Origin of the sequence: Photobacterium atrarenae, from assembly GCF_024380015.1 — a bacterium.
Taxonomy (GTDB): domain Bacteria; phylum Pseudomonadota; class Gammaproteobacteria; order Enterobacterales; family Vibrionaceae; genus Photobacterium; species Photobacterium atrarenae.
This window is the reverse complement of the sequence record NZ_CP101510.1, coordinates 64078-88288: the sequence shown is the minus strand read 5'-3', so window position 1 is coordinate 88288 and position 24211 is coordinate 64078. Positions and strand designations below refer to the sequence as shown.

Here is a 24211-nt window from a genome sequence, read left to right as displayed (position 1 = left end):
TACACGGCAATTCTAAGAGATCGAACAACATAATGCAAGCTGCAGACTACCAACAACTTCAACATGATATCTCACTACCGCGGCTATCCAGTTACCAGCATTTCTTTCAGCCCGACGAACCCAAAGCGCTCTATGGTTACTACTGTTGGAACGAAGCCATTTCATCGGCTTTTTTCAGGTTGATTGGTATCGTCGAGATCACGCTCAGGAACAAAATACACCGGGCACTCAGCCAGCACTATCACAATGGCCAGTCTAACGGTTCCAAGCTGAGCAATGACTGGTATAATTTTTTGGATCTGAATGCTCACTCAGAAAAGAAAATTTTGACTGTCACGCACAGATTCAAAAAAGGAAAATGGCATCCCAAACAACCCGCTCTCAGCCATGATGATGTGATCTCGCGGATGACCTATGGATTCTGGCCCAAAGTGCTCGATATTCGTCAGGACAAACAAGGCTGTGCCGTGCCATGGGGGAAGATCATTCCAAATGTTATTCCCCACCACCGCCAAAAAAGTGAAGGGTATTGGAAAAAAATCAAACACCAGGACATCCTTTACGCTCGATTAGAGCTGATTGGTTCGCTGCGGAATCGTATCGCACACTTTGAGCCGATATGGAAACAGGGCGATCTGTTCGAGGAAAACCGTGAACGTCAAAACAAAAAGCCCAAATTAATCAGACCAGCGCCAAGTAACGCAGCTGAAGCCATGGAGCGGCTCATTCTGCTTCACAGCAGAGCCCAAGAGCTACTCGGCTGGCTTTCACGAACACAACTCAAGAGCTATCAGCACAGCTACATCTACCGTCAACTGAATTGGCTATTAAGCCAAGACGGGATGAATATCTATATTCGCCAACATAGCCAAAAACAGTTGAGCCCAACGGCCTTTAAGCGACAATTTACATCCATCATCAGGCAACAACACACGGTGAGCATTGTGAAAAACAGCAAGATTTCCGGCGTATTTTATCCCTCAACATCCTAAGCTGACACAACGCGGATGACCCACAACGACCCGGTCATCAAAGCGGTGCTCGATGCCATCAACAACATGCTGATCGACCTGATGGCCGCCATAGCCCGCAAAGACTACATCACCCGGCGTGACCGCCAGGCCCAGGGGATTGAGCGCGCCAAGGAAGAAGGCAAATACCGCGGCCGCCAGGCCGACCCCGAGCGCCACCGCAAGGTGCACTACTACCTCCATGAGAAAGGCCTGAGCCTGAGCGAAGTGGCCGAAGCGACCGGCTACAGCCGATCGCAGGTGTGCCGGATATTGGCGAAAGGGGAAGAGGCGGGGTGAGGATTCACCCCGTGTTACTAAATAGCTGTTCCTAATAGTAGATCTCTCAGGGAAGGGAACTCAGTCCAAATTGTGTGATCTGATCAGTTACCACACCAAATCATATCCACGCAGAGGACTGAGCAATGGCCGTCATAGCACCGATTCCACGTTCGGAACGTCGAAGAATGCACAAAGCGATTCAATCAACAGCAGATAAAGGTTTTGCCCGTCGATTAATAGCACTTCTTGCCCTGCATGATGGTAAGTCTATCGTTGAAGTTCATGCCCTGACTGGTGCTGCTCGCTCTTCTATCGCACGCTGGATTAACTGGTTCACTGAGTGTGGCATGGACGGGTTGAAATCTATGGATGCCGGCCGTCCACCGCTGTTACCCATGAATGAAATGCTTTCTATGTTAGTACTTCTGATTCAGCTATCACCACAGGATTTAGGGTATCAGCGAAGCCGCTGGAGTACCGAGCTACTGACACTGGAATTGAACAAATTGTTTCGTTCATCTGTTGCCGCCTCAACTGTCCGTCGCTGGTTACCTAAAGCTGGCATTGTTTGGCGACGAGCAGCGCCAACACTCTGTATCAGAGATCCGCATCGCACTGAAAAGATAGATAAAATCAATCAGGCCTTAGCCAATTGCTCTGCAAGACACCCTGTCTTTTACGAAGATGAAGTTGATATCGATTTAAACCCTAAGATCAGTGCTGATTGGGTGATGAAAGGCCAGCAAAAACACGTCCCCACACCGGGAAAAAATGAAAGACACTATCTTGCGGGCGCACTTCATTCGGCAACAGGCAAGGTGTTATATGTCAGCAGCTACAGAAAAACTCAGAGTTGTTTATCGCAATGTTAGAGAAGCTCAAGCGCCACTATCGTGGCGCAAAAACGATTACGCTGATCCTGGATAACTACATCATTCATAAGAGCCGGAAAACACAAGCCTGGCTAAAACAAAGTCCCAAGTTCATTTGGCTGTTCCAGCCTGTTTATTCGCCTTGGGTCAATGTTATCGAGCGGCTGTGGAATGCGCTGCATGAAACCATCACACGGAACCACAAATGTTGCACTATTAGGGTCAGCTATTTAGTGTAATACAGTGTAATACCTTTTTATATCATTTACGATAAATTAAAAAAAGTTTTCAGAAAGCACTTTCGCATATATCACTAAATACTGGCTGAAATTTTATAAAACAAGTGGTTAGCAATATAAAATGGTTATTACTGAGAATCTGAATAATAAATCAAACACCAGAGGGTAACATCATGGACATGAAATCAAAAGAAAACACCTCAAAAGAAAGTATCAATAAAACCATTGAAAACACGGATATTTTAACAGTAACTCAAAAACCAGACCTAAGTGGCTCAATTAGTCAAAAAAGCCGAGATGATCTGGCATTAATTGTTTGGCAATCCGCAATTTTTGATTATAAAGAAAACTGGCAAGACTTAATGTTTCTGGGTGGTTGGGATAAACATGCGGAATATATCGCTAATTTGTGCAAGGAAACCAGTAATAAAATTGGGTTATCCGGAGTGTGGACTGTAACCATATGGTATCCAGAGTTCCAAAGTGGCACGGCTTTAAACTCAAATACAGACGCATTTTTATCACCTCGAACGGCTACCTGGTCAGATGTAATGGCACAAGGTTCACTAGTGTAACTTTACAAAGGCGATTTTTATTAAACGTAGGCCCTGTCAGCAACAGTATTGATAGGGCCTTAAATTTCTTCGAGAAATTATCTCCGAACAGCGAAATGTAAAAAGTACACAATTTGAAATGCTTTCTTCTTACGGAGGTGTTCAGCTGAAAATACAAAAAACAAGCATAGCAAACGAGTGAATAAGAACCGACCATGCCAGATGGTAATCACTTTAAATATCCAGACAATAATTCATTGATGATACATCACAGACGCCATGTTAAATTAAAATCACTCTGAAACTTATATGAATACAGAGGAAAGTTCGGCGACATAACCAAACTAACAAACTAACAAACTAACAAACTAACAAACTAACAAACTAACAAACTAACAAACTAACAAACTAACAAACTAAACATTAAAACGTAAAAGTGTTTTATAAGTCTAGTCATCAATGGTATTATGGTTCAAACAATTGAATTTTGCCAGGCATTTAGATGAGAATTTCAACTCAACAAAAAAGAACAAGAATAATTAACGTGGCAACAGAGTTATTTCTCGACCAAGGATATAAAGATACAACACTCGATCAAATTGTTACGATTTGTGGCGGTTCAAAGCAAACGTTGTATCGATACTTTACTAACAAGGAAGGGCTCTTTATGGCAGTCCTGGAGCACAACACGAAAACCAGCTTAGAGACTGTATTTCAACTGGATCACAACATAGACGACCCGCTTCAGGAAACATTGGAACAGTTTGCCGTACAATATTTAAAACGTATTTGTGGAAACCCTATTCTCGGGTTATTTCGTATTGTTTCCTCAGATTTCAACAAGCATGATAAAATCTCTCACCAATTCTGGGAAACCGGACCAATCCGTATCCATCAGTATTTAGTCGACTTCCTGAGAAACAGCAACTCATGTCAATGTCTTCAGATTGAAGATGCTGAACTCGCTTGTGATCAATTACTATCTTTGATCAAACTGGATTATCAAAACATGGCATTACTGGGGCTTGATCTACCAAGTGAGGATATATTAAAAAATCACGTAAACAAAGCGGTTGGTGGATTTATAAAGCTTTACCAGAAAAATTAAATCCATAATAAAGGGAGTGTTTACCACTCCCTTTATGTATTATCTACCTTGCAGATAATTTCTTCCCGAAAATTAACACAGGGGCCAAAACAAACACTGATATTATAAATATAATCAATGCATTGTTCAGCGCCAGTGTCGTTGATTGTGTTATTAATACGTCGCCGATTTGCCCCATACCAGAAGCAGGCGTCGGTAAATTCCCATTGGTTAAAATTGCGTGACCAAGTGCATGCTCATAAGCCGAAAAGGCATGCGTGGACTCATTCAGCGTTCGTCCTATTTCTCCAGATGCCTGAGCACCATAATTTTGAATCACCCGGGAAAAAAGTGCCCCACCGATTAACCCTCCCATAGTTCTGAACAAATAAAAATTGCAAATCCCCTCGACACGCTCCTCCGGCTTGAAATATAGCAATACGGATATTGTCACCGACACATTAAGTAAGCCAACCCCAAAACCGCGTAACAACATCGGCAACCATATTGATTCAGGACCAACATCACTTGGTAATTGACTAAACATATATACTGAAATGAGTATCAATGCGACACCAAAAGGAACGACTGCATCACTCAATGCCCGGCGGCAGTAGAAAACAGTCACACTCAACGACATTCCTGCCAGCATTGCATAAAAAGACGGCAATTGAGCATAACCTGAGTTCAAGGCGTTGTATTGCATTACTTTCGAAAGAAAACTGCCAAACAAAGCGGTACTGGCCATGACCGCAAACCCAGCGAGAAAAGCGTTGTACATAAAAACGTTGGTCTTTAACTGACGATGCAATTTCATCGATGCTGTATACGGTTTCGTCCGTTGACTCAATAGCACAAAAACCGTCAACAATGACAGAGATGCAGCTATGATAACTAACTCTGAATAAAATGCGGAATCTAACCAGTTATAATAACTTCCCCGCATTAACAAAAAAACGACCAGGCTGACAGCCGAAGCAATCAACAGATACACACCTAAACCGGATTTTGGCTGAGCTTCAGTCTTCACCGATAGTGGTGGAAACAAATAAGCAATCACCAATGCAGAAAAATACAACCACGCTAACACTAAACTAAACAGAGACCAGGAGAATTGCTCTAATACCCTCGCGGTGATCCAAGGATAGGCACCCATTGGGATTAGCGTCGAGAGAACTAACGTCAAAGCTATCATCGCCGGCAACCAATGGGGCTCAAAGCTATCAAGAAGCTGCAAGTTAACCACAACAAGCAAAACACTCATCGAAAAGCCAATACACAGCCATGGCAGGACAAAGCCCCATTCATGGGCAAGGTCCATGTACAACACCAAATTAGCGCCAAACCCTGCCGCCAATGACAAGATCAGCAGCAGATAAGACCCCCACTGACGAACCATTAACGGTGTGAAAACAAACCCCAATATTTGGGTAATCGTAAAGCCGACCTTAATTTGCTCCACTTCATCAAGTGACAAGCCAGCAGATGCCGCCATTTCATTGGACATGTCATTAAACATAACTGAGCTCAAACCGTAGGCAAGCATAGAAAACAATGACAATATCAGCAGAGAACCACGCGCCTTCATCAAAGATTACCCTTCCTGAGACAATTGGATCGAAACTTCAGCAGATAACCCCGGATAGACACGTTTCTTTAAGTCATCGGGGATATCAAGTTCAATTCTTACCGGCACACGTTGGACAACTTTCACAAAGTTACCTGTCGCATTCTGTGGTGGCAGAAGGCTGAATTGCGCGCCGGTTGCCGGTGTGATCGACGCCACGCGACCATGAAGCGTTCGATCCGGAAACATATCCAGCATCACTTCAACGTTCTGCCCACTTCTCACATGTTCAAGTTGAGTCTCTTTAAAATTGGCTTCCACCCAGATATAGTCAGGCACCATGACCATCAGCCCCATGCCAGGCTGGACATACTTACCGACCTGAACCTGCCGGTCTGCCACATACCCACTAAATGGAGCTGTTACGACTGTGCGTTCTAATGCAATGTTGGCCAAGCGAAGTTGAGATTGTGCTTGCTTAAGCTGTGCCGTCAACTGCACTCTCTCAGTCAGTAATGCTTCATATTGCTTTTGCTCTGCTGAAAGCGACAGTTTCGCCGTTTCTAGGCTGCTGTCTGCGTCAATTGAACGCGCCTTTTGTGCCTCGATTAGATTTTTACTGATTAACTGCTTTTCAGACAGCCGTTCAAAACGCATCAACTCTGCCCGATGATGGTTTGCATTAGCCTCTGCACTATGAATTTTCTGTTTAGCTTGCTCGATTTTCACCTGCTGCATATCGGTTTTGGTTTGATTCGCTGTCAGTGCCGCTGTTGCAACATCAAGTGCTGACATTGCAATCTGCTGGTTCACCAGAAAATCCTCCTCATCAATCGCAAACAAGGGATCTCCTTTGTAAACCCATTGATTATCAGACACAAAGATACGACTCACTTGACCACCGACTTCTGGAGAAATCGCTGTGACATCCGAATGTATATAAGCGTTATCTGTCGTTATCCTTTCTGGTTGATAGAGCCCAACGAGTGCTGTAACGAATGTGCCTAGAATCAACGATAGCGCGACAATCTTCTTCTTCATAAAAAACTCAACTGATTTGCTTTACCAAAATCGTACTGTATAGTACAGTACATTTTCAGTAAAGCATCTTTTGATGATTGATGAAGAAAGCTTGAGCAAAACAAAGTATCCGCTTTATCCAGGAGAAAAGTCAGTTGAAATCTTTATTCAGAAAACCGAAACACTACCGCGTCACAATTGAAGAAACGAGCTCAGAGGAGTCAAACAGCCCTGCAAGCTTGACGTTTGAACTACAAGATCGAGAAGACCTATTTGCAATTGTCGACAAACTGAAAAGCCATAGCGGACTTGACGAGCAGGCAGCAACACAAGCCGGTGTAGGGTTACGTCTACTTGGAACTGTGATGATGAAAGAGAGGAAGCATCCACTTTTTTCTGAATTCATACCGCATTTCAAAGCATTTATCCAGCAATTAAAAAGCCTCATCAAATAATACTCAAAAGTTATTCAATTCAGTTGAACGGTAGCTATAGCATGGAATTATTTGTATCTGATCTAAGCATTCTGGAGCTATGCAAGAACGCCATTACTTATTACGGCTTGGCTCTGATATGCATGGAAATCTGTTAAATGCAATGCTTACTGTGGCAGTGCATACGTGAAGTTACTCAAGGGAAAGCACACCGTATCACCGGCAGATCCCGCCATTGGGTGGTGTATTGTGGTGCCAGGAACTCGCGACGCATCGCCCATTTGGGTTTAATGTCCTGAGCGGCCAGGAACAGTGTATCTGAGCCGTATTTCTGATTCAGGCCGTCAAACATCTGCATCAGGGCCGGAATTCTGCCGCCGCCGACAACACTTTGCTTCATTAGATAATTCGTTGCTCCTGTACAGCGAGACGTCGGCGTCATACATTTCTTTGAAAGTGGCGACAATTTCGCGTGTCGTCATCCCCTGGGCGTACAGGCTTAAAATCTTGTCATCCATTGACTGAAAGCGGGTTTGATGCTTTTTAACGAGCTTGGATTCAAAACTGGCGTGACGGTCACGTGGCGTATCGATTGAGACCTGGCCGTCATCAGTAATGAGCGTTTTGCTGGAGTAGCTATTACGACAGTTTGTCGACGGGTGTTCAGCGTTTTTTTCATAACCAAGGTGCTCGTCTAATTCAGCATTGAGCGCAGTTTCAACGGTCACCTTGGTTAGCATTTGGCGAAAGTCGTTGAGGTCACTTTCCGTATTGATGGACTTCGCTGCTTCACGAGCAAGCGCTTCGAGTTGTTTTTTATCCATGAGCCTATCCTTAGCCATTACTGGCTTTAATAATAGGCAATTACACGAAGTTATTTACAGTCTCAAGTAAGACTCAAGTTATCACAATCACAAACAAAGGATTTAATGATGCATACAAAAAGATAAAAATGAACAACATCCCATGAGAGCATCGTTTTTAATGTCGTTCCTAATGACATACTCTTTTTTTGTGGCTGACTCTGTTCATCGCAGGGATCAGTGCTACATTATTAGCTAGGGTGGTGCTCATACTGAGACAGTACAGGATAAATGCTATGGCCAAAGGGTGCCTGATTATTGATGACAATTATATTGTCGCGACGATTATCTCTCAGCTACTCCGGCATGAAAGGTCACGAAAGGTGGCGGTTTTTGATGAAATCATACATAAAAAAGATGCGAACGAATCCCTCAAAGCAATCACCAGTCGAAAATTTGAACTCATTTTCCTTGACCTCAGCCTGAGCCGCCCCCTCGATGGCATTAGTCTTCTCTCTCAAATCCAACAGTTAACGCCAGAAACACCTGTCATCATTATTTCAGGAGAAACTGATGCCAGCGTTGTAAAAGAGGTTCTTATTAAAAAACCACTAGATTATATTGTCAAACCGATTTCTCTGAGAAAAGTTATCACTGGATTAAATCAGTATCGTAAAGTATGCGAATCTAGTGTATCTTGTCATTCATCACCTTGAGTCCGGCTCTGACAATTATTCGAAGACGCTTTCAGTCGTTTATTTTATGAATGGGTTCAATATTCGAAAGAAATAATCCGGTGTGAGAAAATTGCTTCCGATAATCATTGACAAGAGCATAAAATCACTTCGGTTGGCATATAATGACAGACTGAATAAACAATTTAACCAAGAAGTCTCCCCCGCCGAAACCAAGGCTTTCTACGAAAGAAAAACCTTGCACAATAAAATGGTTCCCATTTACGATAACGCCAGAGGAAATGAAGAATTTATCAACTTTATCAATAAAGTATGGTACCAAGACGAAGTCATGATCATATGACATATAACAGTTATACTGGACGCCACCTATTTCTAGACGGTCATGAAAAAAATCCATATAGCATCACATCCCTGTTCAACTCCCCTCATCATCATTATACAACAAATTCAACCATCGAAAAAAACATGTCTCATCATGTCACTGAATGTTCGGAGCAAACCATGCGTCACACCAAGCTTGAATGCCTAAACATCATGATACTGCAATCTGTGGATTCTGTTTCTCTGAAAGCAGCTGATACATCCCCCACATCCATCACAAGGCTGCCCACAAGCAGCCTCTCACATTCCGTCTGCCTGTCACATCACGGAGTACCGGTATGGCCTATTTCATTACCAATATTGTAGTACGGTATATTATCTCCCTTTACTCCGGCTCAATCTGTGCTAAGACAACTGCTGGGCGAATCGACCTACAGCAGCATCCACCTTTTCAGCCCCCTGCCGAATATCACTCATAACCTGCCCGGCTTCTTTTGATAACTCCAAAGCCTCTGAAGCCTGCAACAAGCTCTGCTCTATTGTTTGCACCGCATTTTCCATCAACTTCAGATTTTCCGACACCACGGCGACAATCTCTTCCGTCGTCTGAGTCGTTCGTGATGCCAGTTGACGAACTTCATCTGCCACCACCGCGAATCCCCGTCCCAGGTCCCCCGCCCGAGCGGCTTCAATCGCAGCATTCAATGCCAATAGATTTGTTTGACTCGCAATACCATCAACGCTGGCTACAAGCTCGCTAATTTTCTGAGACTGTTGATTCAGAGCCTGAACCCCTTCATTAGCAAGGGTCATTTGGCGCGCCAGCTCCTCGACTTTTTCGGTGGATGCGTCAATTACGGTTTTCCCTCGGGTGGTTTGCTGCCCGGTTTCGGCAGAGACATCAAGGGCAACGGAGGCAGCGTGAGCGATTTCTATTTCACGATTCACCTGTTCGGTGATCACTGTTGCAAATTTAACCACTTTATACAGCTCCCCATGCCCGTCGTAGATCGGGTTATAAGACGCTTCCAGCCAGACTATATTCCCCTCACTATCGACACGCTTAAACCGGGATGAAATATATTCGCCTCGGCCAAGCTTGTTCCAAAAGTCTTGGTATTTCTGCGAATTCGCCTCTTCAGGTTCACAAAACATTCGGTGATGCTGACCAACAATCTGCGACTTTTCATAGCCCATGGATAATAAGAAATTCTCATTGGCATCCAGAATGATCCCCTCCAGACTAAACGCGATTACGGCTGTAGAGCGATGAAGTGCGTTCACCAAATCTTCCTGCTCACGTGATGCCGTAATCGTTCGCGTCAGCTCAGATGCATATATAACAAACTGTTGAATCCCCTCAGTGACCACAGGTTGGAGGATGGCTCTCAGCCAGGCATCCTCGCCACTCTCTTTCCGGATTTCCAAGGCACCATCCCAGTGTTTTACCTGCCGAACCGCCGCCAACATCAATTGACAGTGTTTGGTACTGCGCGATTTGCGGTAGATTTCAAGGTAGTTGACCAGATTCTCTAATTAAGCGGCTCTTTTTTGACCGCCTTGTTGGTTGTTATCTGCCCTTTCAGGGTTTAGTGTTACCGCGCCGATCGGTGACCAGTCTCGAGTATCCTTAGCCCAACGCTCAGGGTGTTTGGCTTTTGCCAACTGATAAACAGTATGTCGCTTCGCCAACACCTTGGCATCCAGGTTGCGGTGCCTCTCCGCGGGCGTCACGAACTTAATCGCACTGTGGCGGTGCTCGTTGTTGTACCAGTTTACAAAGTTCAGCATCCATTCACGTGTTGCTGCCAGATCCTTGAAACCATGCGCTGGATAATCCGGGCGGTACTTAGTGGTACGGAACAATGACTCTGAGTAAGCGTTGTCATTGCTGACGCCGGGACGGTTAAACGATGTACTGATGCCCATTTCGTCTAACTTTGCGCGCAAGGTCAGTGACTTCATTGGCGCTCCGTTGTCTGAGTGCAGATAACGCGGTTTTACAAAGCAGCGTTCACTGAATGTCGCGCGCTCAATCAACTGAGAAGCTAGCGCACCACATTCACGGTCATGGACTTCCCAGCCAACGATCTTGCGACTGTAAATGTCAATGACCATATAGAGATACCAGTACAGGCCGCGGACATTCGATGGCAGGTAACTAATATCCCAAGTCCAGATCTCATTGGGCTTCGTCGCTACATGAGAGACTGGCTCCGTGGCGGGCTTGTGTGGTTTTGCCCGTCCTCGGTGGTGTAATTGATCATTGGCTTTCAGTACACGATATATGGTTGATTCACTAGCAATATAGTCTCCCTTATCAGCCAGTCGCGGCACGATTTGGCTGGGTGGTAAACTGGCATATTCAGCGTCATTGCAGACGTCCAGAATGTGCTGGCGCTCTTGCTTTGACAATTTATTCTTCGGCTCCGGTCGGATAGCCAGAGGGCGAAGATCAGCCAATACATGACCGTTTGACGTACGCCAGCGACGCAAGGTTCGTTCAGGCACTTGTATAAGTTCAGCTGTCTTGTACTGAGGCGCGCCATTAGCGACAGCTTCATCGAATAGCTGCAGTAACGTCTGGCGCTCATCGAGAGGGGTTAGTCGTCCTCGCCCTCGACTCCGTACAAGACGTTGAGCTTTTTTGACAGCACCAGCAGCGCAGCCGTTTCAGCAAGTGCTTTGTCTTTGCGGCGCAGTTCTGTTTCCAGTTTGCGGATGCGCTTTTTATCCGCTTTACGTTCAGTCTGCTCAGTTTTCTTGGACTGTTCAGCTTGAGCTGCGCCACTGATACAAGCGAGTTTCCATGCTTTAACTTGCTCGGGATACAGGCCTTTTTCACGGCAATATTGACTAAGTTCTGTTTCTGACAGACTGGCGGTTTCGATGACGGTGGCGAACTTGGCTTCTGCCGACCATTGTTCAGAGTTTTTTTCACTACCTGGCACAGGTTTACCTTCGGAACGGAGTTTACTGCGCCAATTGTACAACGTTGCTTCGCTGATGTGTTCTTCCGCGGCGACTTCCGGAATGGTCTTGTTATGCGGTGGCAGTAGCTTCTTTAAAATGGCGGCTTTTCTCTCTTCGGAATATCTTGGCATAGTATCCTTCGTTAGCCCTCCATTGCTGGATTTTTGGGCGATTTAAGATCTGGACATCTATCCTGACACCGGGGGTTTGTGTGGAATCAACTCCATAAGATGACACCCCTGAATCACACTCAGATTCCGGCCTGTCACCTCCTGAAACAAGTTGTTCACAGATACAATACGACCCTCTTGATCTAAGGTCATACGAAGCATATCAGCTTCCAGGCTCTCTTGAACTTGCCACAAATTGCGCAACTCTTCTTTTAACCTTTGGTTTTCTTTCTGGAGTGATTTATTGAAAAACATAAACTGACTTTACCTTAATAATTCATCATTAGTTTAAGCCGATTTCCATGCCCAGCTCCCTGCGCCGAAATAAGATTGGGCCACCCACTCACAACAGTTTATGAACAAGCGCTCATTTGTTTTATGCATAAGATTCAATTAAATATGCATCCGTGGTACCTAGGAATACCAAAAGTCACGTGTGACGGGGAAGCGAATAAACAATAGTCTACCGATTTTTCATGACATGGCACAAAGAAATGAGGTCAGACCACACCATGCTGATTTTTTGAATACCCGGCCGATAGGGACGAAAAAACGGGCTTATCCGGTAATAATAACATTGTAAATAACCTTACCCGGCGGATTGGAAGACTTTATCTGAAAAAATCAATTCAGGTTGTTAATTCAACGAAGCATCACTCAAAACAAGGAGAGATCGGTTGATGCGATGACTTGCCAGACCAAGATTAGCGTGCAGATAAAACAGAATCGCTGCCTGATAAAAACCACTTTTGGGGAGCAATCTCTTATAAGTGAATTTATATCAATGACTAAACCTTAACCATGCACACGAATACCCTGCCAACTGATCCCACCAAAAAATGCTTCCCTTATATTGATCGTTCATTTAACCGTCATGATGCTTCAAAGATAACTCTAAAGCTTTAGATACCAGCCCTATGATAATCAAGATCACACCGAAGAAAGTAAAGCGAACAACTGTTCCTTCAGCATATAACAGGTTCACTTTCAACACTCGAATATCCGCCAGCACAAGATCTGTCACATCCGTGGTATAGATCTGCTGAAGCAGGTGTTGTTCCGGAATATAGATAAAAAACAAATACCCGGATACAGACAAAATAGCTAGCCCCGAAATAAAAGAAAACATAAATAACTTTGAGTAAAGCATCACGGTTCCAAACATCAAAAAATCATTCTTCCACCCAGACATCAACAACAATACGGCAACAAATTCAAATAGCAAAGATTCCTGACGCAAGGACAGAGCACCGTCATAAGCTGGATGCTCCACAGAGTGGGCAGTCTACCTTTGCCATCGAGACAGTAACCAAAATGAAGCGTTTGAATGGATCCCATGATACTAATTTAGTATTACTAAATCATGTTGCGACTCTTCTTTTTCAATAAGAATAATAAAATACACAAAACATTGAACACGATCACAAAACAGTAGATCAGCCTCTTGGTATGACGATCAGGCTGTCGCCATTGAAGATGCCGACGCCCTCCATCGAGCGGCCCTGAGCCCGGCCGATAAAAGTCGCGCAGGGGTGCTCAACCAGCAGCTCATCGAGGCTCAGGGGCAGTTGCAGATAGTCGGCCGCCGGACTTTCAAAGCCGGTGATCCCGGCGCTGGCGCAAATCGGAATAACATTCATATTGGACGAATACTGTTTATCTATACAGCATCATTTTTATCAAGCACGACGCGTTTTGCAAGGTGCACACACCACTCATCACCCAAATGTCTAAAAGGTAGGCAAATATGTACGGACGATTCAGCGTAGGCGGCCACCTGGCCAACCAGATACGACAAGAAATGGGATGTGAGTTTTCACCGCAGGAAAACCGAGACTTGCGACCAACTGATCCGGTTGCGCCACACTTACCGTAGAACCAGCATAGTCGCTGCTGCTCAGTCATGCACAACCCAATGAATTACAAGGTTACCCTCAACTGAAAGAAGCGGGTGTGTGGAGAAGAGTCGTGTTAAATTTTTTCAGTTTTTCCTACACTTGCAAATAAGGAAGAGACAACTTTGAACACTCCCACGCTTGCCGCTTGAACAGCCATTATCCGCCAAGTAAATTTTGTGTAATCGTGTGTAATACCGTTATTAACCAACTTGGCTACATTTATATCATCTGTATCGCTGGCAGTCTTTCAGGACATACACAACTGAAGAATCTGACGGTAATTTATTACAGAGCGCACATTTTGATTAAGTGTATAAGTTTTATATTTTCAAATAGCGAACTCGACTGTTCATTGAAAGTATATTTACTCCATAGAGATTCCTATAGGTTTCGGTATTAATATACATTAAGTTTAAGAGGATAGAGTATGAACCATATCGAACAAGTTAAAGAGCTAGAAACAAATGGCGATAAATTAACCATTTATATTGTTAGTAAATCATCTTCAAAAGAAACGTTTTGGTGTTTTTTAGCGAAGCCTGAAGAATTAGATACTGGCAGTGAAATATACGCAAACTCAAGCGCTCGTCTAACTATTGATGCTGGTTCTACTCCTGAAGCATCTTTTGGAATTCCAGTTCAGTTCAAGTTAGCAGCAAAGTCAATTAACCACCCCGTAGGTCTAGGTATTGAAGTATCGACTCGCGAAAGTAAAGATGTTCAACTTGAAGATGTGTGGCAAGGTACATTCTACACAGGAGAAGAGCATCAAGCACCGGATCTAACAAAGGTAAGTGGACAAAAAGCCACTGAAAATCATATCGAGTACAAAACCAATAAATTCGAGCCAGATGATGTAATTGCCAATCAATGGTATCCAAGTCAAAGCTATGGTATGAAGACAGATTCAGGTTTTGTAGGCATGACTTGGGATGCTCGACCGGGTAAAGTAGTTAAAATAGAACCATTAGTTAAGTTTTATGTTTCTGCGGCAGATTATCAAGCTGGTACGTTAGCAAACCTCACAACAATTTCAGATAGCTCTGCAGTTGTTGAACTTTCAGACTTTTCAGGGAAGGCGGTAACGGTAACTTACTTGTCAAATGGAGATTGGGATGTAAAACCAGGCCGTCCAAAACAAGCACTAGAAAATACACTAGAGAAAGAAAAAGCTTAAGATATACAGACCTTGCTTGAGTTTAGATGTCTGGATACCTAATGATATTTCTTCACATGTAAACTCGAGCATTTTTCATCTAAACTAGATTATCACTGCATAATAAAAAGTGAAAACTATATCAGAAAATAAATAAGGAAAATACCATGCCTAAAGTAATTAATAATTCTAAAGAGGCAACTACCTACGTTGTGTATAGACAAACCAAAAACGACATGACCTCATTTGACGATGCAAGAGAAATTAAAAATGAAGTAATCAATAATCCTTATACCGCAGGGAATGTAAAGCTTAAACAAGATGAATCTGTTGAAGTAAGACCTAACCTCTGGGTTGCTGCGGCGAGCGACTTGCACTCACCAACCCCATCATTGACCATTCAGCCAACACAGATGGGCCAAAGTGATAGAATGATTTGGAAATAGCGACAAACTAAAAATATTAACACTACAGTATCTTCATTTATGAGTTAAATTCTCTCAGAATGGAAATGCGTTATACCTTCCTCACAACAAGTAAAAAACAGCAATCTATGAAAATATTAATTAGACTGATGATCGCTGTAAAGGTCTAACTAAAACAATTATAAGCTAGGTCGTATTCGCAATACACCTTAGCACGTTCAAACATTAGAAGGGTAATTTGTTGCCTACTTAAAGGTAGCCCTTCTTATCATTTCGATCGTTATCTGCCGTCCATAATATTTGGCTTTCCGCTGCCTGAAGTAATGTTCAGATACTAACTCACAACCGGGGCCAGGCCCGTACCCCCATCACGCTGAATATTCAGCCGCTATGAACCACAAACGGCAGCGATGCTGCCGTCATGATGATGAAAGCGGCCAAACCTTTATCCCAAGTCCTCCGCTTCAAACGGCTCGACCGCCTCGATAAACACCTCCAGATCTTCACAGGTGCGGATCACCACACCGTACTCCGGCAACACCACATTCAGCGCCCAGACCATTTCCTGAACGCCCGGGTTACACGCCCGCAATTTTTCATATAACCGGTACAGGCGTCGATCGAGTTCAAACGCCGGTGCCCTGCTCATTGCTGTAGAGCCTGACTGATGCAACGGGGATACGTTGCTCGCCGCACGGAGCTTAGTGCCGGTTCGTTGGAGTTGGTTGAAATGTACCATTGGCTTTCTCCTTTTAAGGTTTCTCATCGCCGTTTTCGCCTGCCTTCCCGTACTGTCCGCCATGTTCTGGCCGGCCAGGGCGCGCAGCGTTCATTTCACCCTTGCAGGACAGGTTATTGCGGGCAAAGGATCAGAAGGTTGCGGGAATGACGATGCGTAGAAACCGCCGGGAGAAAACCCGGTACATGAAAACAAAACCGCAGCGTTAGCGGCACTTTGCCGCATGCGGCGAAAGCTCTGCCAGCCCTGATTGTGACCCGAAGGACCGAGACAATTGCGTAGCGCTGTTTTGGCTCGGTCGAACCATCGATACCAGGGAGGCACGACCGCCGGAGCGGTGTGTGAGATAAAGCAGGTTGCCCGCAGGGTGCTCAACTATCCACGACCTGAGCACCTCAGCCAAGTTATACCGACCCGAAGCGACTGGGCTCAGGCCTGCTATCCACAATTTCCGGGGATAACCCTCAGCATTTGAAAGAAATGGCCAACGATTATTCCATCTGATCACCGATTCTTTGATTCAGAAAGGCATCGCGTTTTTTCCGGCATATTACAATCACCACTTTCATTCACTGAGTCCCCGGCATGAGCAAGAAACCCGACAGAATCACCGCCATGCAGCAAATCATTGATGCTGTACAAGCCGAATTCCCTTTATATCAGGAAGATACCTTCAAGTGTGGCCCGGACAATACCTGTCTCGGGTGCCCGAAAAAACTCATGGAGCTGGTCGACACGGAGCTCAGCTACTGGCAGCACCAGTTAAACCAGGGACTGCCGCCCACCTTTGATGAAATCTACCGGTTAGGAAAGCTGTGCAAGAACGTCCGCCGGGGCCTGGTCAGAAACGGCAGAATCCCCGGCTAAGGCCGTTCAATATCAGTGCATGAGTGAAATATAACCATGAATCCCCATGTACAATCCCACAGCGCTAATTAATACACCGGACAGGTAAGGGGCTCGGCGGGCAATATCATTGAGACCCTGCCATTTACGGGTGGCCTGTTGCACCCCGACGGCAGCGACCACACCGACAGCCACTAAAGTGAGCGCTAAACCAAGACTGAATGACACCACCAAGGTTGCGCCCAGGGTCATCGCCTTCAGTTGGAGACAAATCAATAACACCGTGACGGCAGCGGGGCACGGGATCAAACCACCGGTTAACCCAAAGAGCAGGATCTGCCCGTTCGTCACATCGCGATTGCCAAAACGTTTCTGGATATCTAAAGCATGCGATCGCTCGTGCGCATCCTGATATTCTTGCGTTTCAGCCCCGTCATGAGCATGGTCATGAAAGTGAACCTCAAAATCATGGGTATGATCATGATGTCCGATCACCAAGGTCACAGACAGGTTTTCCGTATTTTCAATACAGGAAGCGGACTCCAGGTAGCCATCTCGCGCAACAAAAGGATAAGTGGCCGATGACTTACCCGAATGTTGCGGTATGGAGAGCTGAACTTCATCGGCTTTCAATGGCTTGCCGTTGATCATTTTCAGCTGAAAACGATGGTGCAAACCCTCTTCAACAATCGAGAGGGAAAGGTGACCATGCCCGGTGTCCACAACTTGCGTTGTCCTGTCATGCGCATAACCGTGGGCTTGATGCCATGCACGTTCACCTTGCCACGTTCTCCAGAACATCCAGCCCCCTGTCGCAAGAATAATCACCCCAGAGATGAGCTGCATCCAAGGCTCTACCGCTTGGGCGGTAAATTTCTGACTGATATACATGCCGCCCACCGCGATCAACCAGACAATGGCCGTATGGGAAAGTGTCGCCGCTAACCCCAGCATCACCGCCTGCCTGACGGTCCCTTTTACCGCAACAATAAACGCAGCCATCATGGTTTTGGAATGTCCAGGCTCTAAACCGTGCAAAGCCCCTAACAAAATAGCGCTCGGGATGAAAAACCAACCATTCCCCTGTTGTAGTAATGCTGCGAAGTCCATTGCCCACCCTCTTTATTGTGATTGATTGAGTGCAAACTATACTCCCCCCTAGTACCCAATACTACCCCCCAGTATAAATTCAATGATACATTATCGGCTAGAATCCGTGTTTTCATTACGTAGAGAGATGCCATGTCTCATACCACCCGAGATCAAAAGAAACTCAAGGCTCGTGTCAGCAAAATACAGGGACAGGTGAATGGTCTCAAAAAGATGCTGGAAGTCGAGCACGAGTGCCAGGATGTACTTCAACAAATTGCGGCCATTCGCGGCGCCGTGAATGGCTTAATGCGAGAAGTGATCAAAGGCCATTTGATTGAGCATATTGTACTCGAAGAAGATCTCAAGAAGCGCGAGGATGATCTGGAAGTCGTGCTCAAAGTTCTGGATTCTTACATCAAATAGATGAACTGCTGCAAAAAACTGATCGCTGCACTGTAACAGGCATGATCCAGCGGGGCGGTGAACAGACGCTCCTCTGCCCTGTTCACCAGGACCAGGCTCTCAGTCGCCCAGCACTTCCTCAGCGATTTCGTTAATCAGCCCCACTTCCTCGGCACTGAGCTCCATCCGCTTGCCTTTGCGCCGGCTCAACTGACCGTCATTTTGCAGCACAAAAGTAACCACGGCACGCAGCTCATTGGCACTCAGATCCAGCGCCTGATCCAGTTGCTGGTAAAGCTTATCGGCCAGCTGCAGCGTATCAATCTCTTTGGGCAGAATCTCGGTGGTAACTCGGTTGATAACATTGGTCAGCCAGGTGGTGTATTCGGTCACATCGAGATCGCGGAAAAAGTCCTGGTTCTCGGTTTCGATAAACAGTTGGTGATTGTCCAGAATATACTGGGTGATCCCTTCGATTTTGGCCGAGATCAGGTTCAGGGTGTCATAGTAGCTGTTAATTTCCGCCAAGATACCATTGGACACCGGCAGTACCAGCCCTGGCGGCAGAATCTGGTTTCGGGCCAGCGCCTCCTGAATGATATAGCGCGACAGGCGGCCGTTACCGTCCATGAACGGATGGATATAGACAAAGGTTGCACTTAAGATCCCGGCCTGGACCGTGGCCGGGATCTCCGACTGCGCAAGGCACTCGTACAGCTCGAACCATCCCGCCATCAGCCCTTCAACATATTCAGGCCGGGCGGTCGGCAGCTCGACACTGAACTGACTGCCACCGATCCAGTTCTGCTCCAGACGATAATCCGTCTCCGGCCGGCGCTCTTTGATGATCGCCTGAATGGTGATCAAGTTGTCTTTGGTCAGCGGTGACTTCCCTGCCCGCAACAGCGCCTCGTTAAAGCGAATAAACTTGCTTTTGGAAAATGACTCTTTCTCGATCTCGCCCGATGCCCGGGTCTCCCGCGAGACCAGGTAGCGCGACGCCCGCGCTATTGTCTCGGCATCCCAGGTATTGATCACCGCATTGGTTTTCTCGCCCAGCTGCTCGGGCGTCGCCGCGGACAGTGCCGGCGTTTTGCGCACGATCGCGGTATAGGCTGCCGTACCGATGATGTTGTTCTTTAACCGGTGCCGGGTACTGTTTACCGGCGGGCAGGTATAGTACTCGTCTTCATTGAGGATTTTGACGTAAGGAACCGGGCGGCAGTCTTCCAGATCCAGTTGCTCACCGGACAGCCACTCACACAGAAACCAGACGATCCGCAACCACTTCGAGGTCGGCTTGTCTCTAACGGCCTGCTCGACATGGGCGCGAAAATCAGGGTTGGTACTCAGCGCCCGAAAATAGGCCACCTCGACCCCTTCCCGCTTCAGGGCCACCACGGCATGCAGGGCTGGATTTTCATTGGCCGGCCGCTCAATATTGAAGTTCTGCAGGACCGTATTGTGGGTGATCCGGGTATCGGCGCCCCGCGTTCCGACGAGCCCGCCGGTGTAGGATTTCAGGTGCCGCTCAATGACAGCCAGCCCATAGTGCCGGCGCAGCCACTCGTAGCCGATCGGATTTTCTTTCATGCCTACCCTACCTCAAAATCATTCTATTCCTCCAGATTATACTCATTAATGAATCACGTTTGATGCAAAATCATAAATCCCAAGCCATAGATTTATCATTTCATGCACAACAATGGTCAAAATTTAGTATTTTAAGGATAAATTGAATGATTCACGCCGGCGGATTTCGGGAGATTAATGTTTGCACAACATCGGACGGCGCTCTTCAGGACGGCATTAGGACATTTTTACCCAAGAAATTTTTAACTTCAGCAGTTTATCTTTCCCGCCGAATCCCAGACTTTCCACGACAAGCATTTCTTGTACCTGAACAAGGCGCCCCTCGACTTGAACAAGAGCACCATCAATCGCAGCTGTTTTATGGATGAGCAGCGCATAAATAAAGAATTCGGAAAACGGGATAAACAGGGTCGCCTTGTCATAGGACAGTTTGCACCGATAACTTTGTTTATGAATGACTATCTGGTTTATGAAAAAGTCCATCTCGCACCACCACCGCCCTGTCACTATTATCAATAAAGATATACCAGTCAGCAAAAAATTGACTGGTTGATAGTTCAACTGATACCCATAAAGTATTAACAGCTACAGGAAGATGTTCAAATTTCATTTCAATGCGATACAAGTATTATTAGCAGCGCTCATTGCACTCAGAATAATTGCCTACTGAATACCCCAATGAAATTCCCTCAAGGGATGAACCCTATGCCAATAATTGTTAGAGTGGTCGCCAAACTTATCAGCCTTCTTGCATAATCTACCCATCATGAGAGTCATGCCTTTTCAGCCAGCCAAGCTCAGCACTATCACTGCACTTCTTTTTGGCTGCAGCCTGTTTGCTATTTCCATCATTTGTCTGGTCTTTGCCCGGTACTTCTTTTTATCGGATCTCGATGATATTGAGCGACAACATGTTCTCCAGCACAGCCTGCAGGCCAAAACTGTCATTGAAAGTCTGTTGCAAGATCAGCAAATACGCTCTTTTGATTGGGCGTACTGGGATGAGAGCTATCGGCTGGTGACAGCCGGCGATCAAACCTACCACGACCGTAATTTATACTATGACGGCCTCGTTGCACTCGATATCGACCTCGTTGCTTTCCTGAACCGACAAGGACGGCTGATCGAAAGCAGGATGACGACCTCGCAATCGGAAACGATCGCGATACCCGCAAAGCTGCGCGAACAACTGCTGTCCCCCCAGGGGATCGGCCACTTGGTCGAAGCCGCAATCCGGGGAGAAGCCGACATTGCGCAAGCTCACTCCGGGCTCATTCGGTTTGATGACGACATTCTGGTCGTCACGCTCACCCCTATCCGTAACAGTCAGGCCGATAGCCCTGTCGGCGGATGGTTGATCTGGGGCCGTTACTTATCTGCCGTTTTCCCCAGCCAGTACACTGAGATCTTATCTTCAGAAAACACCCTGGTCAGCGTGACCCCCCAAGATCATATCGACAGCCACCAATTTCCCATCATTCACCCCGAAGAGAATGACAGCGTATTAGTTGCGTGCGTTATCCTGGACGATATCCACGGCAACCCGATCGCAACCCTCAAAAGCAGCCGACCGCGTGAAATTTACACTAGAGGCGAAGCACTCATCGGCAAGCTGACACTCACCATATTCATCGCATCCGTTCTGATCAGCCTGCTCACGCTACTGGCGCTCAGGCAAAAAGTCGGCCGTCGATTTCAGGCTTTGGAAAGGGGTCTGAAAGCCTTGATCCAAGATCAGTACAGTACGCCAATCAAGGTCGGTGGGAATGATGAGTTTTCGATGGTCGGCGAGGTCATTAACCAAATCTTAGCGAAATCCTCCCATACCCATGCCGCGCTCCATGACGTGATGCAAAAATTTAATGCCTTGCACCGTACCAGCAACCTCGGGCTCCTGATGGTGTTGGACGGCAGAGTCGTCGAGGCCAATGCCGCCATGGCATCAATATTACGCTATCCAGCGGGACAGGAGCTGGTCGGTTGCTCCCTCATGAGCCTGTACCCTCACCCGATTGAACCGTTGACGGGCGCTATCTCTGCGGGGCAAACGGTTTTTGACACGGAACTACAAGCTGCCGACGGTTCGCTGATCGCCTGTAAACTAGAGGTACTTCCGATTCATCAGCAAAGCAGCAAAGCACTGATGCTCTCCGTGAAAGATGTCAGCCAGCAGAAAGCACAGGAAGCACAGATCAGACAACTGGAGAAATACGACGCCGCAACCGGGTTGATGAACCGCCATACGTTTTTGCAGTCACTTGATCACCTGTTGTCAAAAAGCACTCATGATGCTGATTCAACGTTAATTGCCGTGCTTTATATACGGATTGAACGCTTTCACAACGTTACCGGCGCATTCGGCCACCAAACGGCAGATGACGTTGTCAGAGCCGTGACGAACCGGTTGAGGCATCAAATCGATATCAGCATGTTGGGCCGCGTTGCGGAAAATGAATTTGCTTTCATCTTAACCACAGCCAGCCGTTTTACAGCTTATCGCTATGCCAAATCCATGGCCTCTGCCCTGCGGTTGTCACTCGAGGTCAATAAGGTTGAGGTGCGGTTATCTGCCTCCATCGGATTAGTCCTCGCCTCAGAATTAACGCCAACGGCTGCCCAAATGCTCAATGCCGCAGAATTTTCTGCCTACGGTGCAGAGTCAGCGCCGTCACACATCCAGCTGTTCACCCGAAAAGTTGCAGCCCAGATGAAAAATCATACTGTGATCCAGCGTGATATGGCGCAGGCCATTCGCGACGGTAGTATCTACCCGCAGTTTCAACCCTTAATCTGCGGGCACACCGAAACGATTTGCGGCTTTGAAGCCCTCGCACGATGGCAGCACCCAGAAATCGGCCATATTTCTCCGGTCCGCTTTATTCCGGTTGCTGAGTCCCGAGAGCTGATTGTTGCATTGGGGAACAGCATTTTAGAAAAATCTTGCGCATTTCTTGCCGAGGTGAATGGGCAGCGCCAGGCACTTGGCTTAAAGCCGCTTTCTGTCCACGTGAACTTGTCCGGGCCTCATTTTTCCCACCCGCAGTTGCTTCCTTTTCTTCGGACCATGCTTGACCGCTATCCGTTTCACCCGGAGCACCTGACACTCGAACTCACCGAAAGTATGTTGATCGACTCGGTACCACAGGTACAGCAACAGATGTCGGCAATTAAAGGGATGGGGATAAAACTCGCCCTGGATGATTTTGGCACGGGCTATTCTGCGCTCAGCTCACTGTGTGAGTTTCCGCTGGATGTGGTCAAGCTTGACCGCAGCTTTATCCGACGTGTCGATTGCGATACGCAAAGCAATATCCTCGTCAGCAGCATTACAGGCATGGCGAAATCACTGGGGTTAAAAATTGTCGCCGAAGGGATAGAAACGGAGCCGCAAAAACGAACCCTGCAGGCATTAGCCATTGAAGAGTTCCAGGGCTTTTATTTTTATCAACCCATGATGGCGGAAGATTGCCTGGCGCTTGCTTTGCAAACACCTGCGACAGCAGATTAAGCGTATAAAAAAGGCCCTGTTAAGACAGGGCCGAAAACAGCTGAAATCACTGTATGAACACGAACGTACAGGTTGAACCGGGGTCAATACACCCTCCCCCGGTGACAACACGTTTTCAAAGCTATCAAAGGTTATATCTGCTATACAAACCATGAGCAGCACTGCATTTTCCCGGTTTACCCACGACCTTTCAAGCGATAAATTATGGTATAGCACATTGCTTTTTCTCCTATCTCTGAGCGAAGCCTACCCCATGAGCTGATTGCGTTTTCACTGGTTTAATAAAAGACCACTTAATTTCATCGTTGCGGGCATTTCGTCACTACCTGTTTCCGGATACCCCCAGACTTAATTAACAGATAAAATACCAATTTAAGAAATATACCCAGTTCCACAGCCAAACCATAACAATATATTCGGAATTTAAAACTACAAAGAAACACATCTGCAGCACATAAATCCCACAACTTTAAAGTTGATTTTTATACTGAAACGAACTGTTACTATGTGCGCCGACTAACA

19 protein-coding genes and 5 pseudogenes are annotated in these 24211 nt (G+C 46.3%); 12 read left to right on the top strand and 12 right to left on the bottom strand.

The genetic code is table 11. The annotated features are described in order from the left end of the window. Positions 1 to 32 precede the first annotated feature (32 nt). The 5 genes and pseudogenes from NNL38_RS24695 (at position 33) to NNL38_RS24675 (ending at position 4065) form a co-directional block, all read left to right on the top strand. Positions 33 to 992: an Abi family protein gene (locus NNL38_RS24695; RefSeq protein WP_255392360.1), complete on the top strand. Its 960-nt coding sequence runs from the start codon at positions 33 to 35 to the stop codon at positions 990 to 992. A 15-nt stretch (positions 993 to 1007) separates the two neighbouring features. Further along, positions 1008 to 1310 (top strand): helix-turn-helix domain-containing protein, encoded by a 303-nt coding sequence (locus NNL38_RS24690; protein WP_255392359.1) that lies wholly within the window; start codon positions 1008 to 1010, stop codon positions 1308 to 1310. Positions 1311 to 1435: 125 nt separating this feature from the next. Further along, positions 1436 to 2382: pseudogene (locus tag NNL38_RS24685) on the top strand (IS630 family transposase); the annotation flags it as partial. Positions 2383 to 2576: 194 nt separating this feature from the next. Then, entirely contained in the window at positions 2577 to 2978 is a 402-nt protein-coding gene (locus NNL38_RS24680) for a hypothetical protein (protein ID WP_255392358.1), read from the top strand. Between the two features lie 481 nt (positions 2979 to 3459). Further along, on the top strand, positions 3460 to 4065 hold the full coding sequence (locus NNL38_RS24675) for a TetR/AcrR family transcriptional regulator (protein ID WP_255392357.1): 606 nt from the start codon (positions 3460 to 3462) through the stop codon (positions 4063 to 4065). Between the two features lie 43 nt (positions 4066 to 4108). On the opposite strand, the gene NNL38_RS24670 is transcribed toward NNL38_RS24675, so the two are convergent. Then, the gene (locus tag NNL38_RS24670) at positions 4109 to 5632 is read right to left on the bottom strand and encodes an MFS transporter (RefSeq protein WP_255392409.1); all 1524 of its coding nucleotides are present in this window, start codon (positions 5630 to 5632) and stop codon (positions 4109 to 4111) included. 6 nt (positions 5633 to 5638) lie between these two features. Next, entirely contained in the window at positions 5639 to 6652 is a 1014-nt protein-coding gene (locus NNL38_RS24665; RefSeq protein WP_255392356.1) for an HlyD family secretion protein, read from the bottom strand. Between the two features lie 134 nt (positions 6653 to 6786). Between NNL38_RS24665 and NNL38_RS24660 the strand changes: the two genes are divergently transcribed. Further along, the gene (locus NNL38_RS24660; protein WP_255392355.1) at positions 6787 to 7086 is read left to right on the top strand and encodes a DUF3861 domain-containing protein; all 300 of its coding nucleotides are present in this window, start codon (positions 6787 to 6789) and stop codon (positions 7084 to 7086) included. A gap of 175 nt (positions 7087 to 7261) precedes the next feature. Here NNL38_RS24660 and NNL38_RS24655 read toward each other — a convergent pair. Then, positions 7262 to 7432, bottom strand: a pseudogene (locus NNL38_RS24655) (DUF4113 domain-containing protein); the annotation flags it as partial. A gap of 58 nt (positions 7433 to 7490) precedes the next feature. Continuing rightward, positions 7491 to 7889: pseudogene (locus NNL38_RS24650) on the bottom strand (transposase); the annotation flags it as partial. 275 nt (positions 7890 to 8164) lie between these two features. On the opposite strand from NNL38_RS24650, the gene NNL38_RS24645 reads away from it, so the two are divergent. Continuing rightward, the gene (locus NNL38_RS24645; RefSeq protein ID WP_255392354.1) at positions 8165 to 8584 is read left to right on the top strand and encodes a response regulator; all 420 of its coding nucleotides are present in this window, start codon (positions 8165 to 8167) and stop codon (positions 8582 to 8584) included. 708 nt (positions 8585 to 9292) lie between these two features. Here the strand turns inward: NNL38_RS24645 and NNL38_RS24640 are convergent. The 4 genes and pseudogenes from NNL38_RS24640 to NNL38_RS24625 all read right to left on the bottom strand — a co-directional run. Further along, positions 9293 to 10387: pseudogene (locus NNL38_RS24640) on the bottom strand (methyl-accepting chemotaxis protein); the annotation flags it as partial. Positions 10388 to 10423: 36 nt separating this feature from the next. Then, positions 10424 to 11991 (bottom strand): IS3 family transposase gene (locus NNL38_RS24635; RefSeq protein ID WP_255387610.1). Its coding sequence is split into 2 segments (ribosomal slippage): positions 10424 to 11538 and positions 11538 to 11991, totalling 1569 coding nucleotides; the frame shifts between segments, so codons are not numbered across the junction. A gap of 904 nt (positions 11992 to 12895) precedes the next feature. Further along, on the bottom strand, positions 12896 to 13303 hold the full coding sequence (locus tag NNL38_RS24630; protein WP_255392352.1) for a hypothetical protein: 408 nt from the start codon (positions 13301 to 13303) through the stop codon (positions 12896 to 12898). 178 nt (positions 13304 to 13481) lie between these two features. Beyond that, positions 13482 to 13670 (bottom strand): annotated as a pseudogene (locus NNL38_RS24625) (S24/S26 family peptidase); the annotation flags it as partial. 685 nt (positions 13671 to 14355) lie between these two features. Between NNL38_RS24625 and NNL38_RS24620 the strand changes: the two are divergent. Then, on the top strand, positions 14356 to 15105 hold the full coding sequence (locus tag NNL38_RS24620) for a hypothetical protein (protein ID WP_255392351.1): 750 nt from the start codon (positions 14356 to 14358) through the stop codon (positions 15103 to 15105). A gap of 146 nt (positions 15106 to 15251) precedes the next feature. Next, entirely contained in the window at positions 15252 to 15530 is a 279-nt protein-coding gene (locus NNL38_RS24615; RefSeq protein WP_255392350.1) for a hypothetical protein, read from the top strand. Between the two features lie 424 nt (positions 15531 to 15954). On the opposite strand, the gene NNL38_RS24610 is transcribed toward NNL38_RS24615, so the two are convergent. Then, a complete protein-coding gene (locus NNL38_RS24610; protein ID WP_255392349.1) occupies positions 15955 to 16248 on the bottom strand; it encodes a hypothetical protein in 294 nt (97 codons plus the stop codon). A gap of 585 nt (positions 16249 to 16833) precedes the next feature. On the opposite strand from NNL38_RS24610, the gene NNL38_RS24605 reads away from it, so the two are divergent. After that, positions 16834 to 17115, top strand: a complete 282-nt coding sequence (locus NNL38_RS24605) for a hypothetical protein (protein WP_255392348.1) — start codon at positions 16834 to 16836, stop codon at positions 17113 to 17115. Between the two features lie 12 nt (positions 17116 to 17127). Here the strand turns inward: NNL38_RS24605 and NNL38_RS24600 are convergent, their stop codons facing one another. Then, the gene (locus NNL38_RS24600) at positions 17128 to 18204 is read right to left on the bottom strand and encodes a nickel/cobalt efflux transporter (RefSeq protein ID WP_255392347.1); all 1077 of its coding nucleotides are present in this window, start codon (positions 18202 to 18204) and stop codon (positions 17128 to 17130) included. A 132-nt stretch (positions 18205 to 18336) separates the two neighbouring features. On the opposite strand from NNL38_RS24600, the gene rcnR reads away from it, so the two are divergent. Continuing rightward, entirely contained in the window at positions 18337 to 18609 is a 273-nt protein-coding gene (gene rcnR, locus NNL38_RS24595) for a Ni(II)/Co(II)-binding transcriptional repressor RcnR (RefSeq protein WP_255392346.1), read from the top strand. 99 nt (positions 18610 to 18708) lie between these two features. On the opposite strand, the gene NNL38_RS24590 is transcribed toward rcnR, so the two are convergent. Continuing rightward, positions 18709 to 20181 carry a Fic family protein gene (locus NNL38_RS24590; RefSeq protein ID WP_255392345.1) on the bottom strand — a complete coding sequence of 491 codons (1473 nt, stop codon included), beginning with the start codon at positions 20179 to 20181 and terminating at the stop codon, positions 18709 to 18711. 216 nt (positions 20182 to 20397) lie between these two features. Next, positions 20398 to 20664, bottom strand: coding sequence for a hypothetical protein (locus NNL38_RS24585; protein ID WP_255392344.1), 267 nt, complete (start codon positions 20662 to 20664; stop codon positions 20398 to 20400). Positions 20665 to 20956: 292 nt separating this feature from the next. On the opposite strand from NNL38_RS24585, the gene NNL38_RS24580 reads away from it, so the two are divergent. Continuing rightward, on the top strand, positions 20957 to 23689 hold the full coding sequence (locus NNL38_RS24580) for a bifunctional diguanylate cyclase/phosphodiesterase (RefSeq protein WP_255392343.1): 2733 nt from the start codon (positions 20957 to 20959) through the stop codon (positions 23687 to 23689). Positions 23690 to 24211: the final 522 nt, after the last annotated feature.